We start from the raw sequence: 17,655 nt of genomic DNA on the forward strand, positions 1-17,655 counted from the left end.
TGGCCTCCTTAAACCGCCGGCGCCTGGGCGACGGCCTTGATGGCGGATACGAAAAGTCCCAGTCCGTCGGTGGATGGGCCGGTTAGCATGTCAATGGCGTGCTCGGGGTGCGGCATAAGGCCGACGATGCGGCCGGACTCATCGCTGACACCGGCAATGCCGTTGACGGAACCGTTGTAATTATCGGTATAGCGGAAGACCACGCGGCCCTCGCCCTCGATGCGGGCGATATCATCATCGCCGGCCTGGAAGCGGCCCTCGCCGTGCTTGGCCGGCACCAGTATCTTCTGGCCCTGCTCAAACTCGCTGGTCCACGCGGTGGTGGAATTGGCCACCTCGAGGTAGGTATCGGTGCAGTGGAAGTGCAGTCCCTTATTGCGGGTCAGCGCGCCTGGCAGCAGGCCCGCCTCGGTAAGGATCTGGAAGCCATTGCAGATGCCGAGCACCGGCATGCCCTGCTTCGCGCGATCGATAACGGACTGCATCACCGGCGCGAGCGCGGAAATCGCGCCCGAACGCAGGTAGTCACCATAAGAAAAACCGCCCGGCACTACTACCGCATCCACGCCGTGCAGATCGGTATCTGCGTGCCAGAGGCTTTTCACCTCTGCGCCGGCGGTGCGGGCAGCGCGAGCGGCATCCACATCATCCAGGGTTCCGGGGAAAGTGATTACTCCGATTGTGGCGGTCACTTACTTGACCTCCAGCCCAACAACCTCGTAGTCCTCGATGACGGTATTGGCCAGCAGCGTGGCGGCTACCTTCTCCAAGTCCTCTGCGGTGACGGAGTCATCGACCTCGAGCTCGAAGCGCTTTCCCTGGCGCACATCGCTGACACCGGATACCCCGATGCGACCCAGCGCGCGGACGACGGCTTGGCCCTGCGGATCCAGAATCTCCGCCTTGGGCATGACATTGACAACTACACGAGCCATGAAATATTTGCCTTACTGTATGGGGCTTTGGTCTGCGCGGCTTAGTTTAGTTGGCACCCCCGCCTTTTACCTAGACTCACCCCCGCAGTGTGGGTTTCACCCCGGTTGGGCAAACTCTACGTGAACCCCAAACGACGCTCTGGCAAACTTCGGCGTGCGCTCCAGCCTGGCCCGGCGCGGCCCTCTACTAATAAACAACGCACACTGTCGCTCTCTTTTTAAGGTTGAATCTATGTCTTCTCGCCGCCTCGGCGCGCTGGCACTTGCCACCGCCTTGTCCTCCGCCGCCCTTGCCGTTCCTACCGCCACGGCCGCCACCGACGGCTCCGCCACAGTCATCTCCGAGGTCTACGGGGGCGGTGGCAATAAGGGCGCTGCCTTCACCCATGACTTCATCGAGCTCTATAACCCCACCGATGCCCCGATTGACCTGACCGGATACACCGTGGAGTACTTCTCCGCCTCCGGCAATACCGGCGGAAAGGCGGAGCTTTCCGGCACCATCGCGCCGCACGGCTACTTCCTAGTGCAGGGCGCGGCCGGCAATGGCGCGGGCGAAGCCCTGCCTGCCCCAGATGCCGAGGGCAGCCTCAACATGTCCGGCTCCAAAGGCTCCGTGCAGCTTGCCGACGCCACCGGTACCCCCATCGATGCCATCGGCTACGGCGCCGCTTCTATCAAGGAAGGCACCGCCGCCCCGGGCCTGTCCAATGCCACGTCCGCCGCCCGCGACGCCGAGGGCACCGATACCGATGACAACGCCGCCGACTTCACCACCGGCGCCCCTACCCCGACCAACTCCGGTAACGAAGCCCCCGCCCCGCAGCCTGAGGAGCCGGCAGAGCCCGAGCAGCCGACCCCCGAGGGCGTCACCGCCATCGCAGATATCCAAGGCACCGGCGCCGAATCCCCGCTCAAGGACCAGACCGTGGCCACCGAGGGCGTCGTCACCGGCGTGTGGTCCGAAGGCGGACTCAATGGCTTCACCATTCAGACCGGTGGCACCGGCGCCGAGGCCACCGACGCCTCCCAGGCCATCTTCGTCTACATGGGCGATAAGCCGGCCGACCAGTACCCTGCCCTTGAGGACTCCGTCGAGGTAACCGGCAAGGTCTCCGAATTCTATGGCTCCACCCAACTCACCGCCTCCACGGTCACGCAGCTCGATACCCCGCTGGAGAAGGTCACCCCACTCAAGGTGGACCAGCTTCCTGATGGCACCGAGGCCCGCGAGCCCTTCGAGCACATGCTCATCCAGCCAGGCGAGCACACCGTGACCAATAACTATTCGCTCAACCAGTACGGCGAGGTCGGCCTCGCCCCGGGCAAGGAAGCCTTCCGCCAGCCTTCCGATATCTTCTCTCCCTCCACGGATCCCAACTCCGATATCCAGAAGCTCACCAAGGACAACGCCGATAAGCTGGTCACCCTGGACGATGGCCGCACCCGCGACTATCTCAAGACCGACCAGAACACCCCACTGCCGTACATCGCCCAGGATGATGGCCAGACCATCAAGTCCCTGCGCACCACCGATACCGTGTCCTTCCAACACCCGGTCATCGTGGGCTTCTCCCACGACCAGTGGCGCTTCCAGCCCACCACCCCGGTCACCGGCAATACCAAGGGCGCGGACCTGCCCATCTCTTGGGAAGATTCCCGCGCGGCCGAGCTCCACGCCATCGATGACGTCAAGGGCGAGTACACCATCGGCGCCTTCAATGTGCTGAACTACTTCACCTCCTTGGGCGAGGAATTCGGCGGCAGCGCCTACACCGACCGCGAGGGCAATAAGGTCACCGTCAATCGCGGAAAGACCCGCGGCGCCTATACCCAATCCGCGCTGGAAGACCAGGAGCGCAAAATTGTCGCCGCTATCAACGGCCTCGATGCCGATGTCATCGGCCTTTCCGAAATCGAAGATGGCTACGCTGTCACCGGTGACTTCGCCCAGCGCGATAAAGCTCTGAAGCACCTGACGGAAAAGCTCAACGAGGCCGCCGGCTCTGACAAGTGGGCCTTCGTCCCCTCCCCTTCCGAGGACGCCGTACCGGACTCCCCGGATGTTATCCGCACCGCGTTCATCTACCACAAGGATGTGGTCAAGCCCGTTGGCGAATCCCGCATCTTCCAGGATGATCGCTTCACCGGCACCGCCCGCGAACCGCTTGCCCAAGAATTCCAGCCGCTGAAGGAGGGCGAGGAATCCTTCGTTGCCGTGGCCAACCACTTCAAATCCAAGGGCTCGGTAGCCAAGGGCGACGCCGATTCTGGCGACGGCCAGGGAAATAACCCAAACGTCCGCAATGCACAGGCCCAGGCCGTGCTCGATGCGCTGCACAAGCAGGAGGACTGGAAGGACAAGCCGCTATTCGCCCTGGGTGATTTCAATACCTACACCCACGAGACCGCGCTCGATGTCTTCCGCAACGATGGCTTTACCGTCCCTGCCGAAAAGTACGAGGCTGACCCTTCCTACCAGTTCTCCGGCCTGCTCGGCACCCTCGATCACGTGCTGGCCAATAAGGTTGCCACCGGCACGCTTGACGACGCCCAAGTGTGGAACATCAATGCCGATGAACCCGTCGCCTTCGAATACTCCCGCCGCAACTACAACATCGTGGACTTTTACGATGACTCCCCATTCCGCGCCTCCGACCACGACCCAGTCAAAGTCGGCTTCACCCTCGGCACGGACGACTCCGCCAGCCAGCCGGATGATCCTGCGGACAATCCTGCAGACAAGCCTTCCGATGAACCAGGTAAGCCAGAGGACAAGCCCTCCGAGAACCCTTCTGAAAAGCCGAGTAAGCCTGCCTCCGGCTCTAGCTCCAGCACCAGCTCCGTGGGAGCAGGCATCGCCGCCGCCATCGCGGCCATCGCGGCCATCGCCGGCCTTGTCGCCATCCCTGGTTTCCTTGCCGTGACCGGCAATCTCCAGAAGGCCATCCCGGCCCCCATCTGGGTCATGCTGCCAAAGGAAGTAAAGAACTTCATCACTAGCCTGCAGCGCTAATTACCCGTTAGCCCTAGCCCCGCATGCTTCGGAGGAAGACTCCCTAGCGGCGGGGCCCTTTTGTCATTTCACGACTTTCGTCCATATAAACCACCGCAACCGTCGACGGAAATAGGCGTTTATATGGACGAAAATCGCGAAGCTGTGCTTGTTGCTCCGCGGAGCCTCTGACGAGGGAATGCGCGGGCTATTTTGAAAGGTAAGCGCCGTAGTCGGCAGGGGTCGCGCCGGCGTTGATGGCCCGATCGGCGGCTTTGACAAAATCATTGATTACCTTGCGGTCATCCAGGTTGCGTCCGGAAACCGAAAGGCGGACCGTATTGCCACGTTGGGCGGAGCGCTCAGCAGCGCGAATAATGTTCTTTCGCCACCACTTGGCGGAACCAAAGCCTTCACCAAAAGAAAGGTTGCGGGCCTGGTGGAACTTACCAGAATTTATCTGGAGAATACCGCGGGTGGAGGCGGCTACCTCAAACTTGAACTGCGGCAAGACCTGCAAGGTACCGGGCGACATGCGCCAGCGAGGGGGAGCAAAGATGGTGGGCTCGAAGCCGATCTTGGCCATCTGGCGGGTAGCTCCGGCGAGGCGCAGCTTCGCCTCGTGCGAATCGAGGTTAGCGAATTCCGCGCGGCGGCCCTGCACTGAACGATCGAAACCGTTCAGGATAAGAACGCGGCCGGCATCGGCTTGGTCTTGGAGCCACTTCTTGGTGTCTTTGTCTTTGGCGAGGTGCCAGTTGCCGTCGATATGCGGGGCAATCAGCAGGGAAACAGGAATCTCCTCCCGATCAAGGATCGAGAGGAGCCGGCTAGCCTGCTTCCGTGTGTCATCAAAGATGCTGGAGATAGATACCAGAAGGTGGCCATTCATAAGGAAAATTATCGCACAGGAATTCAGGATTCGCGCGTTGGCCCCCTATCCGGGTTTTACTTCTCCAAGCCGGTGGCCTTGTTGATGGTCCACGCATACTCGAAGGCGTTCTGACGCCACTTTTCATAGCGGCCAGACACGCCGCCATGGCCTGCTGCCATTTCGGTCTTGAGCAAGAACTCGCCGCCGGTGGCCGTCGTTCGCAGCTGGGCGATCCACTTGGCCGGCTCAACGTAGAGCACGCGAGTGTCATTGAGCGAGGTGATAGCCAGGATGTCCGGGTAGTCCTTAGCCTCGATATTTTCGTACGGCGAGTAGGACTTCATGTAGTCATAGACCTCTGGATCATGGTACGGGTCGCCCCACTCTTCCCATTCAGGCACCGTGAGTGGAAGCTCCGGCATGAGGATGGAGGTCAGCGGGTCCACGAACGGCACGACGGCCTGGATAGCGGTGAAGCGATCCGGGGCCATATTGGCAATCGCGCCCATGAGCATGCCACCAGCTGAGCCACCCTCGGCCACCATCTGGTCAGCGGTGGTCACGCCGCGGGCGATGAGGTCATCAGCAACATCGATGAAGTCAGTGAAGGTGTTTTTCTTCTTGAGCATCTTGCCATCGTCGTACCAGGTACGACCCATCTCGCCGCCACCGCGGACATGGGCCACGGCGAAGATCATGCCGCGGTCCATGAGGGAAAGGCGGGTAACGGAGAAAGCAGGATCCACGCTGACCTCATAGGAACCGTAACCGTAGAGCAGGGTCGGGTTCGGCTGGGTGCGGTCGAGGTCGGCCCGGTGGACAATGGAGACGGGGATATCGGTGCCGTCGGCAGCCGTGGTCCACAGACGGTAGGCCACGTAGTCATCCGGGTTATAACCGCCGGGGACCTCCTGCTCCTTGAGCAGGGTAAATTCGCCGGTATCCACGCGGTAATCAAAGAGCTGGGAGGGCTGGGTGAAAGACACGTAGCTCACGCGCAGCACCGGTGCGTCCCACTCGGGGTTGCCGGATACGGACACGGTGAAGAGTTCTTCGTCGAAGTTGAGCTCTTCGAATTCGCTAAAGCCATCGTTCACGCGCATGATGGCGGCGCGGCCGATGCCGCCGCGGCGGTAGCCCACCACAATCTGATCGCGGTAGGTGTCCACGCCCTCGATGCGAGTGGTCTCCTCGTGCGGCAAAAGCGCCGGCAGCTCGCGTAGGGTGGGCAACTCTTCCCCGGCCTTGGTATAGCCGACCTCGAAATTGGGGCCGGTAGCGTTGTGGGTGACGATCCAGTAATCCTCGCCCTTAACGACGGCGTGGTCGACGTCGTAGTCCACGCCAGATTCGCGCTCCCACAGCAGGCGGAATTCACCCTCGGGGTTGTCTTCTTCGAGAACCCATACCTCAGAAGTCACCTTGGAGCTCACGCCAAGGAAAAGGTACTTATCAGAGCGAGCGCTGCCGATGCCGACGTTGAAGTGTTCGTCTTCTTCCTTAAACACCTGCACGTCCTCGGACTGCGCGGTGCCGACCTTGTGGCGCCAGATCGCATCGGGGCGCCATGCCTCGTCGACGGTCGTATAAAAGATATAGCCGTCGCCAGCCCAAGTGGCGCCGTAGAAGATGCCCTTAAGGTGGTCGTCGAGAAGCTCGCCGGTGTCCAGGTCCTTAATGTAGAGCTCGAAGCGCTCGTCGCCGGCGAAGTCCACGGAATAGGCCAGGTAGCGGCCGGAATCAGAGATGGAGGCAGCACCGAGGGCAAAGAAGTCCTTGCCCTCGGCCAGCGCGTTGGCGTCGAGGATGATCTCCTCGCCTTCCGGGGTGCCCTCCTCTGGGATAACCGGGGCAGTCCATGGGTCAGCCCCCTCCTCTACCGGGAGGCGGCAGGAGTAGCCGTAGCTCTTGCCCTCCTCAGTACGGCCGTAATACCAGTAATCGCCGCGGCGAGAAGGCACGGACATATCGGTTTGCTTGATGCGGGACTTAATCTCCTGGAAGATATTCTCCGTCATCTCATCCAAGTGCGCGGTCTTCGCCTTGGTGTAATCATTTTCTGCGTTGAGGTAATCCAGGGTTTCCTGGGATTCCTTATCGCGCAGCCACTCGTAGTTATCCACGAACTCGCGTCCGTGGAAGGAACGGGTCACGGGGTGGACGGCGGCCACGGGGGCGGAAAGATTCTCGTTGCTCATGCCGCCCCACTGTACGCGTGGCGCCCCGTAGAGCGAGAGCTAGGCCTCGGGCGAAAGGAAGTCCGCGAAGCGCTCGCCGGAAAGCCGCTCATAGGCCTCGATATAGCGCAGGCGGGTGGCGGAAACGACGTCATCGGGAAGCTGGGGCGGGGTACCGTCGGCGGCTTGATCCCATCCGGAGGCGTCAGAAGTCAGCCAATTGCGCACGTATTGCTTGTCGAAGGACGGCTGGACCTCGCCTTCCACGTAGGAATCGGCCGGCCAGTAGCGGGAGGAATCTGGGGTCAGGACCTCATCGGCCAGCACGAGGGTGCCGTCTTGGTCTAGGCCGAACTCGAACTTGGTATCGGCGAGGATGATGCCCTTCTCCTCCGCGAGCGCGGCGGCCTCGGAGTAGATGCGGAGGGTGGCCGCGCGCAGCTCCTCGGCGCGCTCGGCGCCCAGCTTGTCCACCACGAAGTCGAAGGAGACGTTCTCATCGTGTTCGCCCTGTTCCGCCTTGGTGGCCGGGGTGAAGATGGGCTCGGGCAGGCGGGAAGCCTCAACCAGGCCCTCCGGCAGCTCGATACCGCACACAGTGCCGTTGGCCTTGTACTCCTTCAGGCCGGAACCGGTGAGGAAGCCGCGGGCCACGCACTCGAAGGGCAGCATATCCAGCTTCTTGACCACCATCGCGCGGCCAAGGCACTCGGCGGGGATGCGCTCATCATCGAGCGGGCCGGCCAGGTGGTTGGGGAAATCGATGGAGTCGAAGAAGAACTTCGAGGTGGCGGTCAGCACGCGGCCCTTGTCCGGGATGGCCGGTTCGAGGGCGTGGTCGTAAGCCGAGATGCGGTCCGAGACCACCATCAGAAGAGTGTTCTCGTCTACATCGTAGATATCGCGGACCTTGCCGGAGGCAAGATGGGTATAAGAAGAAAGCTCAGGTCGCATGACCTTCATTCTAGCGCCCAGGGGTAGCGAGCACGTTTCGATCAAATAAGCCCCGAAATCCGCGTGGGATTCGGGGACTATTTGATCGAAATGCGAAAAAGGAAGACGCACTGCGAAAGGAAAGCGCGCCCAGCGAGGCTCGCTTTAGAGGATCTCGCCCGGGGTATAGGCCGCGGCCTTGGGGTGCTCGCCTACCAGAGCGTTGATGCGGTTAAGCACCTGGCTGACCTGGGACTCGGCGGCGCCGATGAAGGCGTGCTTATCAGCCAGGGCGGCCTCGAGGTCGGACTCGTCCATGGGCAGGCGGTCATCGGCGGCGAGGCGTTGGACTAGGTCCTGCTCGCCGCCGTTTTCGCGCATATTGAGCGCGACGGCCACGGCGTTTTCCTTGATGACCTCGTGGGCGGTCTCGCGGCCCACGCCGGCGCGCACGGCCGCCATGAGGATGCGGGTGGTGGCCAGGAAGGGCAGGTAGCGCTCCAGTTCGCGGTCGATCATGGCGGGGAAGGCGCCGAACTCGTCGAGGACGGTGAGGAAGGTTTCGAATTGGCCGTCGAGGGCAAAGAAGGCGTCGGGAAGCGCGACGCGGCGGACGACGGAGCAGAAGACATCGCCCTCGTTCCACTGCTGGCCAGCGAGGTCCGCGGCCATGGTGAGGTAGCCGCGGAGGATGACCTGCAGGCCGCCGACGCGCTCGCAGGAGCGGGCGTTCATCTTGTGCGGCATGGCAGAGGAGCCAACCTGGCCCTCCTTGAAGCCCTCGGTGACGGTCTCGTTGCCGGCCATCAAGCGGATGGTGGTGGCCAGCGAGGACGGGGCGGCGCCGAGCTCCACGAGGGCGGAGATGGCGTCGAAGTCGAGGGAGCGCGGGTAGACCTGGCCCACGGAATTGAAGATGCGGTGGAAGCCTAGGTAATCCGCGATGGCCGTCTCTAGGGAGGCGAGCTTGTCCTCGGAGCCGCCCATGAGATCGAGCATGTCCTGGGAGGTGCCCATCGGACCCTTGATGCCGCGCAGCGGGTAGCGGCCGAGGAGGTCTTCGACGCGCTCGATGGCCAGCAGCATCTCATCGCCGGCCGTGGCGAAGCGCTTGCCCAGGGTGGTGGCCTGCGCGGCCACGTTGTGGGAGCGGCCCGCCATGACCAGGGACTGGTACTCGGCGGCGTGGCGGCCGATGCGGGAGACCACGGCGATGGCCTTATCGCGGATGATCTCCAGCGAGGTGTGGATCTGCAGCTGCTCCACGTTCTCGGTGAGATCGCGGCTGGTCATGCCCTTGTGAATGTGCTCGTAGCCGGCCAGCGCATTGAATTCTTCGATGCGGGCCTTCACATCGTGGCGGGTGACGCGCTCGCGCTCCGCGATGGACTCGAGGTTCACGTCCTCTACCACGGCCTCGTAGGCATCGATGGCCTTGGCGGGGATGTCTACGCCTAGATCCTTCTGGGCGCGCATGACCGCGATCCAGAGCTTGCGCTCCAAGATGATTTTATGCTCCGGGCTCCAGATATTGGACAGCTCCGCGGAGGCATAGCGGGAGGACAGGACGTTGGAAATCTTCTTCTTTTCAGCCACGTGGCTATTATTCCATGCCTGCCCCGCCGCGGGGTGAAGGGTTAGAGAGAAATCTCACCGTCTTCTGCTCGCTTGCCGATGTCCCGGCGCACAAAGCCACCCGCAAACTTGATGCCGTCGACGGTGGCGTAGGCGTCTGTGCGGGCGTCGGCAAGCGTGGAACCCTTGCCCAGCACGCTGAGCACGCGGCCGCCCGCGGTGCGGTAGGCGCCATCGGTATGCACGGTGCCGGCATGGAGGACGCGCTGCGGATCGTCCAGGGCGGCGCCGGAGATGGCATCGCCCTTGCGCGGGGAAGCCGGGTAGCCCTCGGCCGCCATGACGATGATGACGGCGAAGCCATCCTCCCACTCCAGCGGCGGAAGCTCGGAGAGGGTGCCGGTGGCCGTGGCGTTAAGGGCCTCAGCCAGCGGGGACTTGAGCAGGGAGAGCACTGCCTGGGTCTCTGGGTCGCCGAAGCGGCAGTTGAACTCGACGACGGCCGGGCCTTCTTCGCCCCAGGCCAGGCCGGCGTAGAGCAGGCCGGAATAAGGGGTGCCGCGGCGCGCCATCTCCTTGGCCACAGGGGTGCAGACCTCGTCCACGATGCGCTGCACGCCGTCCTCCGGCAGCCACGGCAGCGGGGTGTAGGCTCCCATGCCACCGGTATTGGGGCCTTCGTCGTTGTCATAGGCGCGCTTGTGATCCTGGGCCGGCAGCAGTGGGACAACGGTCTCGCCATCGACTAAGCAGAAGAGCGAGACTTCGGGGCCGTCGAGGAAGGATTCCAACAGCACCGGGTTGCCGGCTGCGAGGACGGCATCGACGTGGGCGCGGGCGGCGTCGCGGTCCGGGGTGACTACGACACCCTTGCCGCCGGCCAGGCCATCGTCTTTGACCACGAACTGCGGGCCAAAGCGGTCGAGGGCAGCTTCAATGTCGTCCTCGGTGGAGCCCGGGCGCAGCTGTTCCGCGCGGGCGGTCTTGACGCCGGCGGACTCCATGACGTCCTTGGCAAATGCCTTGGATCCCTCGATCTGGGCTGCGTCTTTGCTGGGTCCGAAGACAGCGATGCCGGCCGCGCGCAGGGCATCGGCCACGCCGGCGACGAGGGGAACCTCAGGGCCGATGACAACGAGGTCCGCGGCGATGCTCTGGGCGAGCTCCACCATGCGATCAGCGTCATCTACCTGGGAGTAATCCGGGTGGACGGTAGCGAGGGCGGACATGGCCGCGCTGCCCGGCGCGGCGTGAATTTCGGTGCTCTTAGGGTCGGCGGACAGGCCCTTGACTAGGGCGTGTTCACGGCCGCCCGAACCAATTACGAGAATGCGCATGCCCACCATCATAACCAGCGGGTAGCCTGGCACACATGGCTTCTGTATTTACAAAGATCATTAATGGTGAACTACCCGCTCGCTTTGTCTACCGCGATGAGACCTGCGTGGCTTTCCTCTCCATCGAGCCGCTGCGCTACGGCCACACCTTGGTCGTGCCCATCGAGGAAGTAGATAAGTGGACCGACCTGGATCCACAGACCTGGGCCCACCTCAACGAGGTCGCCCTGGAAATCGGCGGCGCTATCAAGACCGCGTTTGATACCCCGCGCACCGGCTACATCATCGCTGGATTCGATGTCCCGCATACCCATATCCACCTCTTCCCCACCGAGAAGATGGAAGAGTATGACTTTGCCAAGGCCTTCGACGCTGATAACACCGACGATGCCGCGATGGATGAGGCGGCCGCCCGCATCCGTCAGCACCTCGGCTGCAACGAGGAAGGCATTCGGGAGGACTAGGGCTCAGAGGGGGCGTCGGCAAGCGCGGGCAGGCGCACCGTAAAGGTGGTGCCGCGGCCGAGCTCAGAGTCGACGCTAATGCTGCCACCGTGCTGCTCCACCAGGGAGTGGACGATGGCCAAGCCCAGGCCGGAGCCGCCCGTATCGCGGGTGCGCGAGGTATCCGCGCGGTAAAAGCGCTCAAAGATGTGTGCCGCATCTTCCTGGGACATACCCTTGCCGTCATCGCTGACATCGACTAGCACGTCATTGGCCTCGCGGCGCAGGCGCAGCGTCACGGTCGCATCCTCGCCGCCGTGACGGATGCCGTTGGTCACTAGGTTGAGCAGCACCTGGTGCAGGCGGCTGGCATCGCCATTGACCACCGGGATGGACTTGGCGTCATTGGCCACCTCAATCTCGCGGCCGGGGAAGGCCGCGCGCGCGGAAGAGCCCACGGACAGGGCCAGTTCCAGTAGGTCCACCGGGCGCAGGTCTAGGCGCGTGCCTTCAGCGCGGGTGAGGGCCAGCAGGTCCTCCACCAGCAAGGACATGCGCTTGGACTCATCGTCTATCTTGGAAAAGACTAGGTCCACGTCCTTGGTGGCACCGGAGCGATAGAGCTCGGTATAGCCGCGCAGGCTGGTCAGCGGCGTGCGCAGCTCATGCGAAGCATCGCCGACGAAGCGACGCATCTGTTCCTCTTTCTCCTGCGCGCGCACGACGGAGCGCTGCAGCTGACCCAACATGATATTGAGCGCGGCAGCCAACTGGCCCACCTCCGTGTGCAGCGGCCACTTGGGCACGCGTTTGTCTAGGTCGCCTGCCGCGATTTGCGACGCCGTCTTTTCCACCACCCGCAGCGGCCGCAACGCCCTGCGGATAAACCAGAAACCCACGGCCGCAATGGCGGCCAGGGCGATGGCGGCAATGGTCACTTGGACCATGGCTAGGCCGTGCAGGATTTCCTTCTCATGGGTCATGTCCTTAGCAATGACCGTGATGACGCCCTTGGAGTCCGCGAAGGCGAGCGCGCGCCACTTGGTGTTGTTCTCGATGGAACCCACGGTGGTGGGGTAGCCGCCGAGCGGGATATTCTCCGCATTCGGGGTGGTTGACGATGGTCCCGAATAGCGGATGGTGCCATCGGGCAGGTAGTTCAACACCACGTATTCGGTAGGCGGGCGCTTGGTGTGATCGCCGATGAAAAAGTCATTGCTGATATCGCGCGCCCATGTGGTCGACGCGGCGCGCAGCTCATCATCGACGTTATTGAAGAGCACGTTGCGCATGATGGAATTCACTGCAAAGGACGAGCCCGTAATGCCGAGACCGGAGACCACGACGAGGAGGATGACCAGCCACGTCCGCAGCGGCATGGCCTGCGGAATTTGGGAAAACATCCGCCGCTTGGAGGACTTTCCTTCCCCTTCGCCTTGCCCTAGGCCCTCATGCCACATGGACTGCGGGCGGGCCGCCGCCGGTGCAGGCGCCTGGTCCTGGGTCTCCTGTGAATCTTCCATCACTTAAGCACTTTAGGAGCGCGGGGTGCGCAGTACATAACCCACGCCGCGCACAGTGTGGATCAGCTGCGTCTCGCCGGTATCGATCTTGCGGCGCAGGTAAGAGATATAGGACTCGACCACGTTGCCATCGCCGCCGAAATCGTAGTGCCACACATTGTCCAAAATCTTGGACTTGGACAGCACCACTTCCTTGTTTTGCATGAGGTAGCGCAGGAGGTTGAACTCGGTGGGCGAAAGCTCAATGAGCTCACCGGCCTTGGTGACCTCATGGGTGTCATCATTGAGCGTCAGATCCGCATAGCTCATGGTGGCATCGTTGGTGGATTCTTCCGCCGCGCCGCCACGGCGCATGATAACGCGCAGGCGGGTGATCACTTCTTCCAGGCTAAATGGCTTCGTCACGTAATCATCCGCACCGATGGTCAAGCCGTGGATGCGCTGGTCCACACCGTCCTTAGCGGTGAGGTAGAGCACCGGGCCGTCCAAGCCTTCTTGGCGCAGCTTGCCCAGCAGCTCAAAGCCATCCATGCCCGGCATCATGACGTCCAGGATGTAGGCATCAGGGTTTACTTCGCGGGCAATGCGCAGCGCCTCGTTGCCGGAATTGGCGCTGTACACCTCGAAGTTCTGGAACTTCAGCGATACGGTGAGTAGCTCCACAATATTGGGTTCGTCATCGACGACAAGAACCTTGGCGAGTTTAGTGTCTTCCATGTTCTCCTCAGATCCCCTTAAAGGTTGTGATTTTCTAACACGTCATCATGGCACGCTTGCTTTCCAGCCTACTGAAGAGTTTCTGTCTGAATCCTGTGAACGTGGATGCTCGGCATGGTCGGGGCAAAAGAAAACCACGCCCCTCCCCAGGCGAGGAAGGGCGTGGCAGCTAGCGCAGCGCGCTATTTAGAAGTCCTGCGGGCGCGGGATGTTGCGCAGGTTGGACTTTGCCATGGTGATCATCTGGCCAACGCCACCGTCCAGAACGGTGCGGGTGGCAGCCTTGGAGAAGCCCATGAGCTGCTCGATGGTCAGCGTTGGTGGCAGGGAGAGGGCGTTGGGGTCAGTAACGACGTCGATAAGAGCCGGGCCGTTATAAGCCAGCGCCTTCTTGATCTGCTCCGGTGCATCCTTCGGATCCTCGATGCGGAAGTGCTTGATGCCGGAAGCTTCTGCAATCTTGGCAAAGTTGACGGACTCGTGGTCGGTCTCGTGCTCCGGCAGACCCTGCACCAGCATCTCCAGCTTGACCATGCCCAAAGAAGAATTGTTGAACACGAACATCTTGATAGGCAGGTTGTGCAGCTTCACGGTGAGCAGCTCACCCATCAGCATGGACAGTCCGCCATCACCGGAGAAGGTGATGACCTGGCGGCCCGGGTTAGCGGCCTGTGCACCCAGTGCCTGTGGCAAGGCGTTAGCCATGGTGCCGTGGCGGAAGGAGCCGATCTGCTCGCGCTTGCCGTTAGCGGTGATGTAGCGAGCGCCCCACACGTTGCACATGCCGGTATCGACGGTGAAGATGGCATCCTCATCGGCGTTCTTGTCAATGAGGTCAGCAACGTACTCCGGGTGGATCGGGGTGTGCTTGTCCACGTTGGAGGTATAAGCCTCAACGACGTGCTCCAGCTTGCCGTAGTGCTTCTTGAGCATCTTGTCCAGGAAGGAGCGGTCCTTCTTCTCATCCACGTGCGGCAAGATGTTCTCGATGGTGGCGGCTACGTCACCGGTGACCGGGTAGGAAATCTTGGTGCGGCGGCCGATGTGGGAGCCGTTGATGTCTACCTGCGCCACGTTGGCATCTGGCAGGAAGTCGTTGTACGGGAAGTCGGTACCCAACAGGATGAGCAGGTCAGCCTCGTGGGTGGCCTCGTGTGCCGCACCGTAGCCCAGCAGGCCGTTCATGCCTACGTCAAACGGGTTCTCGTACTGGATGTACATCTTGCCGCCCAGGGCGTGGCCGATGGGAGCCTTGATCTTCTCCGCCAGCTTGAGCACCTGCTCACGGGCGTCCTTGACGCCGGCACCAACGAAGAGGGTGACGGACTTAGCCTCGTTGATGGCCTGGGTCAGGGCAGCGGCCTCGGCGGGATCCGGGAAGACGACCGGGCGGCCAGTAGAGATCTTGGACTCGACGAAGGAGTCATCCTCGGCGTCCTGCATGGAGACGTCACCCGGGATAACGAGGACGGAAACGCCATTGCCGGCCATGGTGGACTGGATGGCGTGGTGCAGGACAACGCCGCCCTGCTCAGCGGAGTTGACCATCTCGCAGTAGCCAGAGCACTCCTGGAAGATTGCCTCTGGGTGGGTCTCCTGGAAGAACTTGGAGCCGATCTGGCGGGATGGGATGTGGGAAGCCAGTGCCAGCACCTTGGCGCCGTTGCGGTGGGCGTCGTACAGGCCCTGGATCAGGTGGGTGTTGCCCGGGCCGCAGGATGCGGCACATACGGCCAGCTTGCCGGTGGTCAGGGAATCTGCCTCAGCAGCGAAGGCTGCTGCTTCCTCGTTGCGGACGTGAATCCACTCGATGGAGGAGCGACGAACGGCATCAACGATCGGGTTCAGGGAGTCACCGACGAGGCCATAAATGCGCTCGACACCCTGCTTTTCCAGGGTGTCAACTAGCTGTTCTGCATAATTACGTGCCATTAAAAATCATCCTTAACTCTTAATTGGTGTTAATACCACTGTGCTACTTAGACCGCAGGAAAGTCCACTCATCTCCTATACACTCACACACTGCGCCCAGCTGTGAGGAAGGCAATACTAACCTATCTTCGGCTGCAAACTGTAACGACCGTTCGGTACTGTTTACTGCGCTATGAGTATCCACCCGCCCCGCGCACAAGACCACACCGCTGCGGCCTCCACGGCCGCCCAGCGGTGGTCTTTCTGCGCCGTCATCTCTCTGGGGTTACTCATGGTTGGGCTGGATAATTCCATCCTCTACACCGCATTGCCGCAGCTGTCGCAGCAATTGCACACGACCGATACCCAGCAGCTCTGGATTATCAACGCCTACGCGTTGGTGCTCTCCGGCCTCCTTCTTGGCGCCGGCACACTGGGCGATCGCACCGGCCACCGGCGGATGTTCCTCATCGGCTTGGCCGTCTTCGGCGGCGCTTCCCTGCTCGCCGCTTATTCCCCCAGCGCTTGGACGCTGGTTTTAGGCCGCGCCTTCTTGGGCTGCGGCGCCGCCATTATGATGCCGTCGAGCCTGGCGCTCATCCGTCTGACCTTTCCCGATGAGGTGGAGCGCAACACGGCCATTGGCATCTGGGGTTCTGTCGCCGTCATCGGCGCGGCGGCTGGCCCCACCGTGGGCGGCTTCTTTTTGGAGCATTTCTGGTGGGGCTCGGTCTTTTTGCTCAATGTCCCGGTTGTGGTCGTGACCATTGTGCTGACCTTGTTCCTTGCCCCACCAAACGCTCCGAACCCCCTAAAACACTGGGACTTCCCTTCGTCCCTGTACTCCCTTATCACTCTCGCCAGCCTGGTGCTGGCCATTAAATCCCTGGCACACCATTGGCCGGTAAGTGCCGCCGCAGGCATCGTCTTCATCTGCGGCGCGCTCGCCTTTGGCCGCCGCCAGGCTCGCTTGTCAGATCCCCTGCTGACCTTCGATATCTTTGGCTCCCGCATCTTTAGCGGCGGGGCCCTAACTGCCGGCGGCGCCATGTTCGGCCTCGCCGGCCTGGAACTGCTGAGTACTCAAAAGCTGCAGCTTGTCGACGCCCTCTCACCCCTCCACGCCGGCCTCATCATCTCCGCCATGGCGCTCTCTGCCATCCCTACCTCCATCCTGGGTGGTGCCACCTTGCATCGCGTGGGGTTTCTCCCACTCATTAGCGGCGGATTCTTGCTCATGGCCGCCGGCATGGCCCTGGTGGTGGTGAGCCGGGGTGAGACGCTTCCCCTACTCGTCTCCGCCTTAGTGCTCACCGGCCTAGGCGCGGGCCTGGCCATGTCCGTGTCCTCCACCGCCATCATCAATGCCGCGCCTCTTCATCGCACGGGCATGGCCTCGGGTGTAGAAGCGGTCTCCTATGAATTCGGCACCCTAATCTCCATTGCACTGACCGGCACCCTCGTGCCGCTGCTCATGGCCCGTGAACTGCCGCCACACCTCGCGGAACTGGGTACCGACGCGCTGCATCGCCCCGCTTCCCACGCGGCCGCCGCTAGCGCCTACAATGCCGGATATCTTTCCACCATCGGCGGCCTAGCTTGCTTCGCCTTGCTCCTAGCCGCGATAACCGCCTGGTGTTTCCGCGATAACCCCAAATCAGGAGTTCCCTATGCCGCGACTCAACAAAAAGACCACAGCCCTTGAAGCTGCGCTCGATATCATCGCCGCCGAGGACGTCTCTGGCCTTACCTACGACTCCCTGGCGCAAGCGACCGGCATGTCCAAGTCTGGACTCATTTATCACTTCCCTACCCGCCACGACTTGCTCGTAGACTGCCATCGGTTTTGCGCCGCACGCTGGGAAACAGAACTCGAGCGCCTGGCCGGCGGCCACCCGGCAAGCGAGCTCAGCTGGGCCGAGCGCTCCCGAGCGCTCGTATTGTCGATGGGCAAGAACGACCCGCTCATCCAACTTTTGATGTGCATACATTCCCAGACCCATCCGGATTTTTCCGCCCAGTGGGCCGAGGTGGATGCGCGCTGGATGGTCGATCCTTCCGCCGCCGAGACGGACGAGGATGATCTGCTGGTCATGCTTCTTAGTACCGGCCTGTGGGTGCACGATCACCTCAACCAGCGCAAGCTCTCCCCCGCTAATCGCCAGCGCATGGTCGACCGGCTTTTTCGGCTTATTGACGCCCCCTCAAAAACCACCGAAGGCTAGGCCCACCCCT

14 protein-coding genes are annotated in these 17,655 nt (G+C 62.1%); 4 read left to right on the forward strand and 10 right to left on the reverse strand.

The annotated features are described in order from the left end of the window. Window positions 1-8: 8 nt before the first annotated feature. Window positions 9-692, reverse strand: coding sequence for a phosphoribosylformylglycinamidine synthase subunit PurQ (gene purQ, locus QP965_RS06305; RefSeq protein WP_284844416.1), 684 nt, complete (start codon window positions 690-692; stop codon window positions 9-11). Then, window positions 693-935, reverse strand: a complete 243-nt coding sequence (purS, locus tag QP965_RS06310; protein WP_150850979.1) for a phosphoribosylformylglycinamidine synthase subunit PurS — start codon at window positions 933-935, stop codon at window positions 693-695. It abuts the gene before it with no gap. Between the two features lie 232 nt (window positions 936-1,167). Between purS and QP965_RS06315 the strand changes: the two genes are divergently transcribed. Next, window positions 1,168-3,951, forward strand: coding sequence for an ExeM/NucH family extracellular endonuclease (locus QP965_RS06315; protein WP_284844417.1), 2,784 nt, complete (start codon window positions 1,168-1,170; stop codon window positions 3,949-3,951). A 187-nt stretch (window positions 3,952-4,138) separates the two neighbouring features. On the opposite strand, the gene QP965_RS06320 is transcribed toward QP965_RS06315, so the two are convergent. The 5 genes from QP965_RS06320 to purD all read right to left on the reverse strand — a co-directional run bounded on the left by QP965_RS06320 (window position 4,139) and on the right by purD (window position 10,826). Further along, window positions 4,139-4,822 (reverse strand): DUF2334 domain-containing protein, encoded by a 684-nt coding sequence (locus QP965_RS06320; RefSeq protein ID WP_284844418.1) that lies wholly within the window; start codon window positions 4,820-4,822, stop codon window positions 4,139-4,141. A gap of 56 nt (window positions 4,823-4,878) precedes the next feature. After that, on the reverse strand, window positions 4,879-7,002 hold the full coding sequence (locus QP965_RS06325; RefSeq protein WP_284844419.1) for a S9 family peptidase: 2,124 nt from the start codon (window positions 7,000-7,002) through the stop codon (window positions 4,879-4,881). A 39-nt stretch (window positions 7,003-7,041) separates the two neighbouring features. Continuing rightward, on the reverse strand, window positions 7,042-7,935 hold the full coding sequence (locus QP965_RS06330; RefSeq protein ID WP_005325786.1) for a phosphoribosylaminoimidazolesuccinocarboxamide synthase: 894 nt from the start codon (window positions 7,933-7,935) through the stop codon (window positions 7,042-7,044). 144 nt (window positions 7,936-8,079) lie between these two features. Next, on the reverse strand, window positions 8,080-9,510 hold the full coding sequence (gene purB, locus QP965_RS06335) for an adenylosuccinate lyase (protein WP_284766981.1): 1,431 nt from the start codon (window positions 9,508-9,510) through the stop codon (window positions 8,080-8,082). A 41-nt stretch (window positions 9,511-9,551) separates the two neighbouring features. Beyond that, entirely contained in the window at window positions 9,552-10,826 is a 1,275-nt protein-coding gene (gene purD, locus QP965_RS06340; RefSeq protein WP_284844420.1) for a phosphoribosylamine--glycine ligase, read from the reverse strand. A gap of 35 nt (window positions 10,827-10,861) precedes the next feature. On the opposite strand from purD, the gene QP965_RS06345 reads away from it, so the two are divergent. Further along, on the forward strand, window positions 10,862-11,290 hold the full coding sequence (locus QP965_RS06345; protein WP_150850896.1) for an HIT family protein: 429 nt from the start codon (window positions 10,862-10,864) through the stop codon (window positions 11,288-11,290). On the opposite strand, the gene QP965_RS06350 is transcribed toward QP965_RS06345, so the two are convergent. The 3 genes from QP965_RS06350 to QP965_RS06360 all read right to left on the reverse strand — a co-directional run bounded on the left by QP965_RS06350 (window position 11,287) and on the right by QP965_RS06360 (window position 15,441). Then, entirely contained in the window at window positions 11,287-12,792 is a 1,506-nt protein-coding gene (locus QP965_RS06350; RefSeq protein WP_284844494.1) for a sensor histidine kinase, read from the reverse strand. The genes QP965_RS06345 and QP965_RS06350 overlap by 4 nt on opposite strands. Before the next feature lie 12 nt (window positions 12,793-12,804). Continuing rightward, entirely contained in the window at window positions 12,805-13,509 is a 705-nt protein-coding gene (locus tag QP965_RS06355) for a response regulator transcription factor (protein ID WP_005325775.1), read from the reverse strand. Window positions 13,510-13,695: 186 nt separating this feature from the next. Continuing rightward, the gene (locus QP965_RS06360) at window positions 13,696-15,441 is read right to left on the reverse strand and encodes a pyruvate dehydrogenase (RefSeq protein WP_239278208.1); all 1,746 of its coding nucleotides are present in this window, start codon (window positions 15,439-15,441) and stop codon (window positions 13,696-13,698) included. A gap of 172 nt (window positions 15,442-15,613) precedes the next feature. Here QP965_RS06360 and QP965_RS06365 point away from each other — a divergent pair, with 172 nt between their 5' ends. Both QP965_RS06365 and QP965_RS06370 read left to right on the forward strand, forming a co-directional pair. Next, complete coding sequence (locus tag QP965_RS06365) at window positions 15,614-17,125, forward strand: MFS transporter (protein ID WP_284844421.1); 1,512 nt, start codon at window positions 15,614-15,616, stop codon at window positions 17,123-17,125. Then, a complete protein-coding gene (locus QP965_RS06370; protein WP_284844422.1) occupies window positions 17,091-17,645 on the forward strand; it encodes a TetR/AcrR family transcriptional regulator in 555 nt (184 codons plus the stop codon). Before QP965_RS06365 ends, QP965_RS06370 begins: the two co-directional genes overlap by 35 nt. Window positions 17,646-17,655 lie beyond the last annotated feature (10 nt).

It is taken from the genome of Corynebacterium sp. MSK074, assembly GCF_030229735.1.
GTDB lineage: Bacteria > Actinomycetota > Actinomycetes > Mycobacteriales > Mycobacteriaceae > Corynebacterium.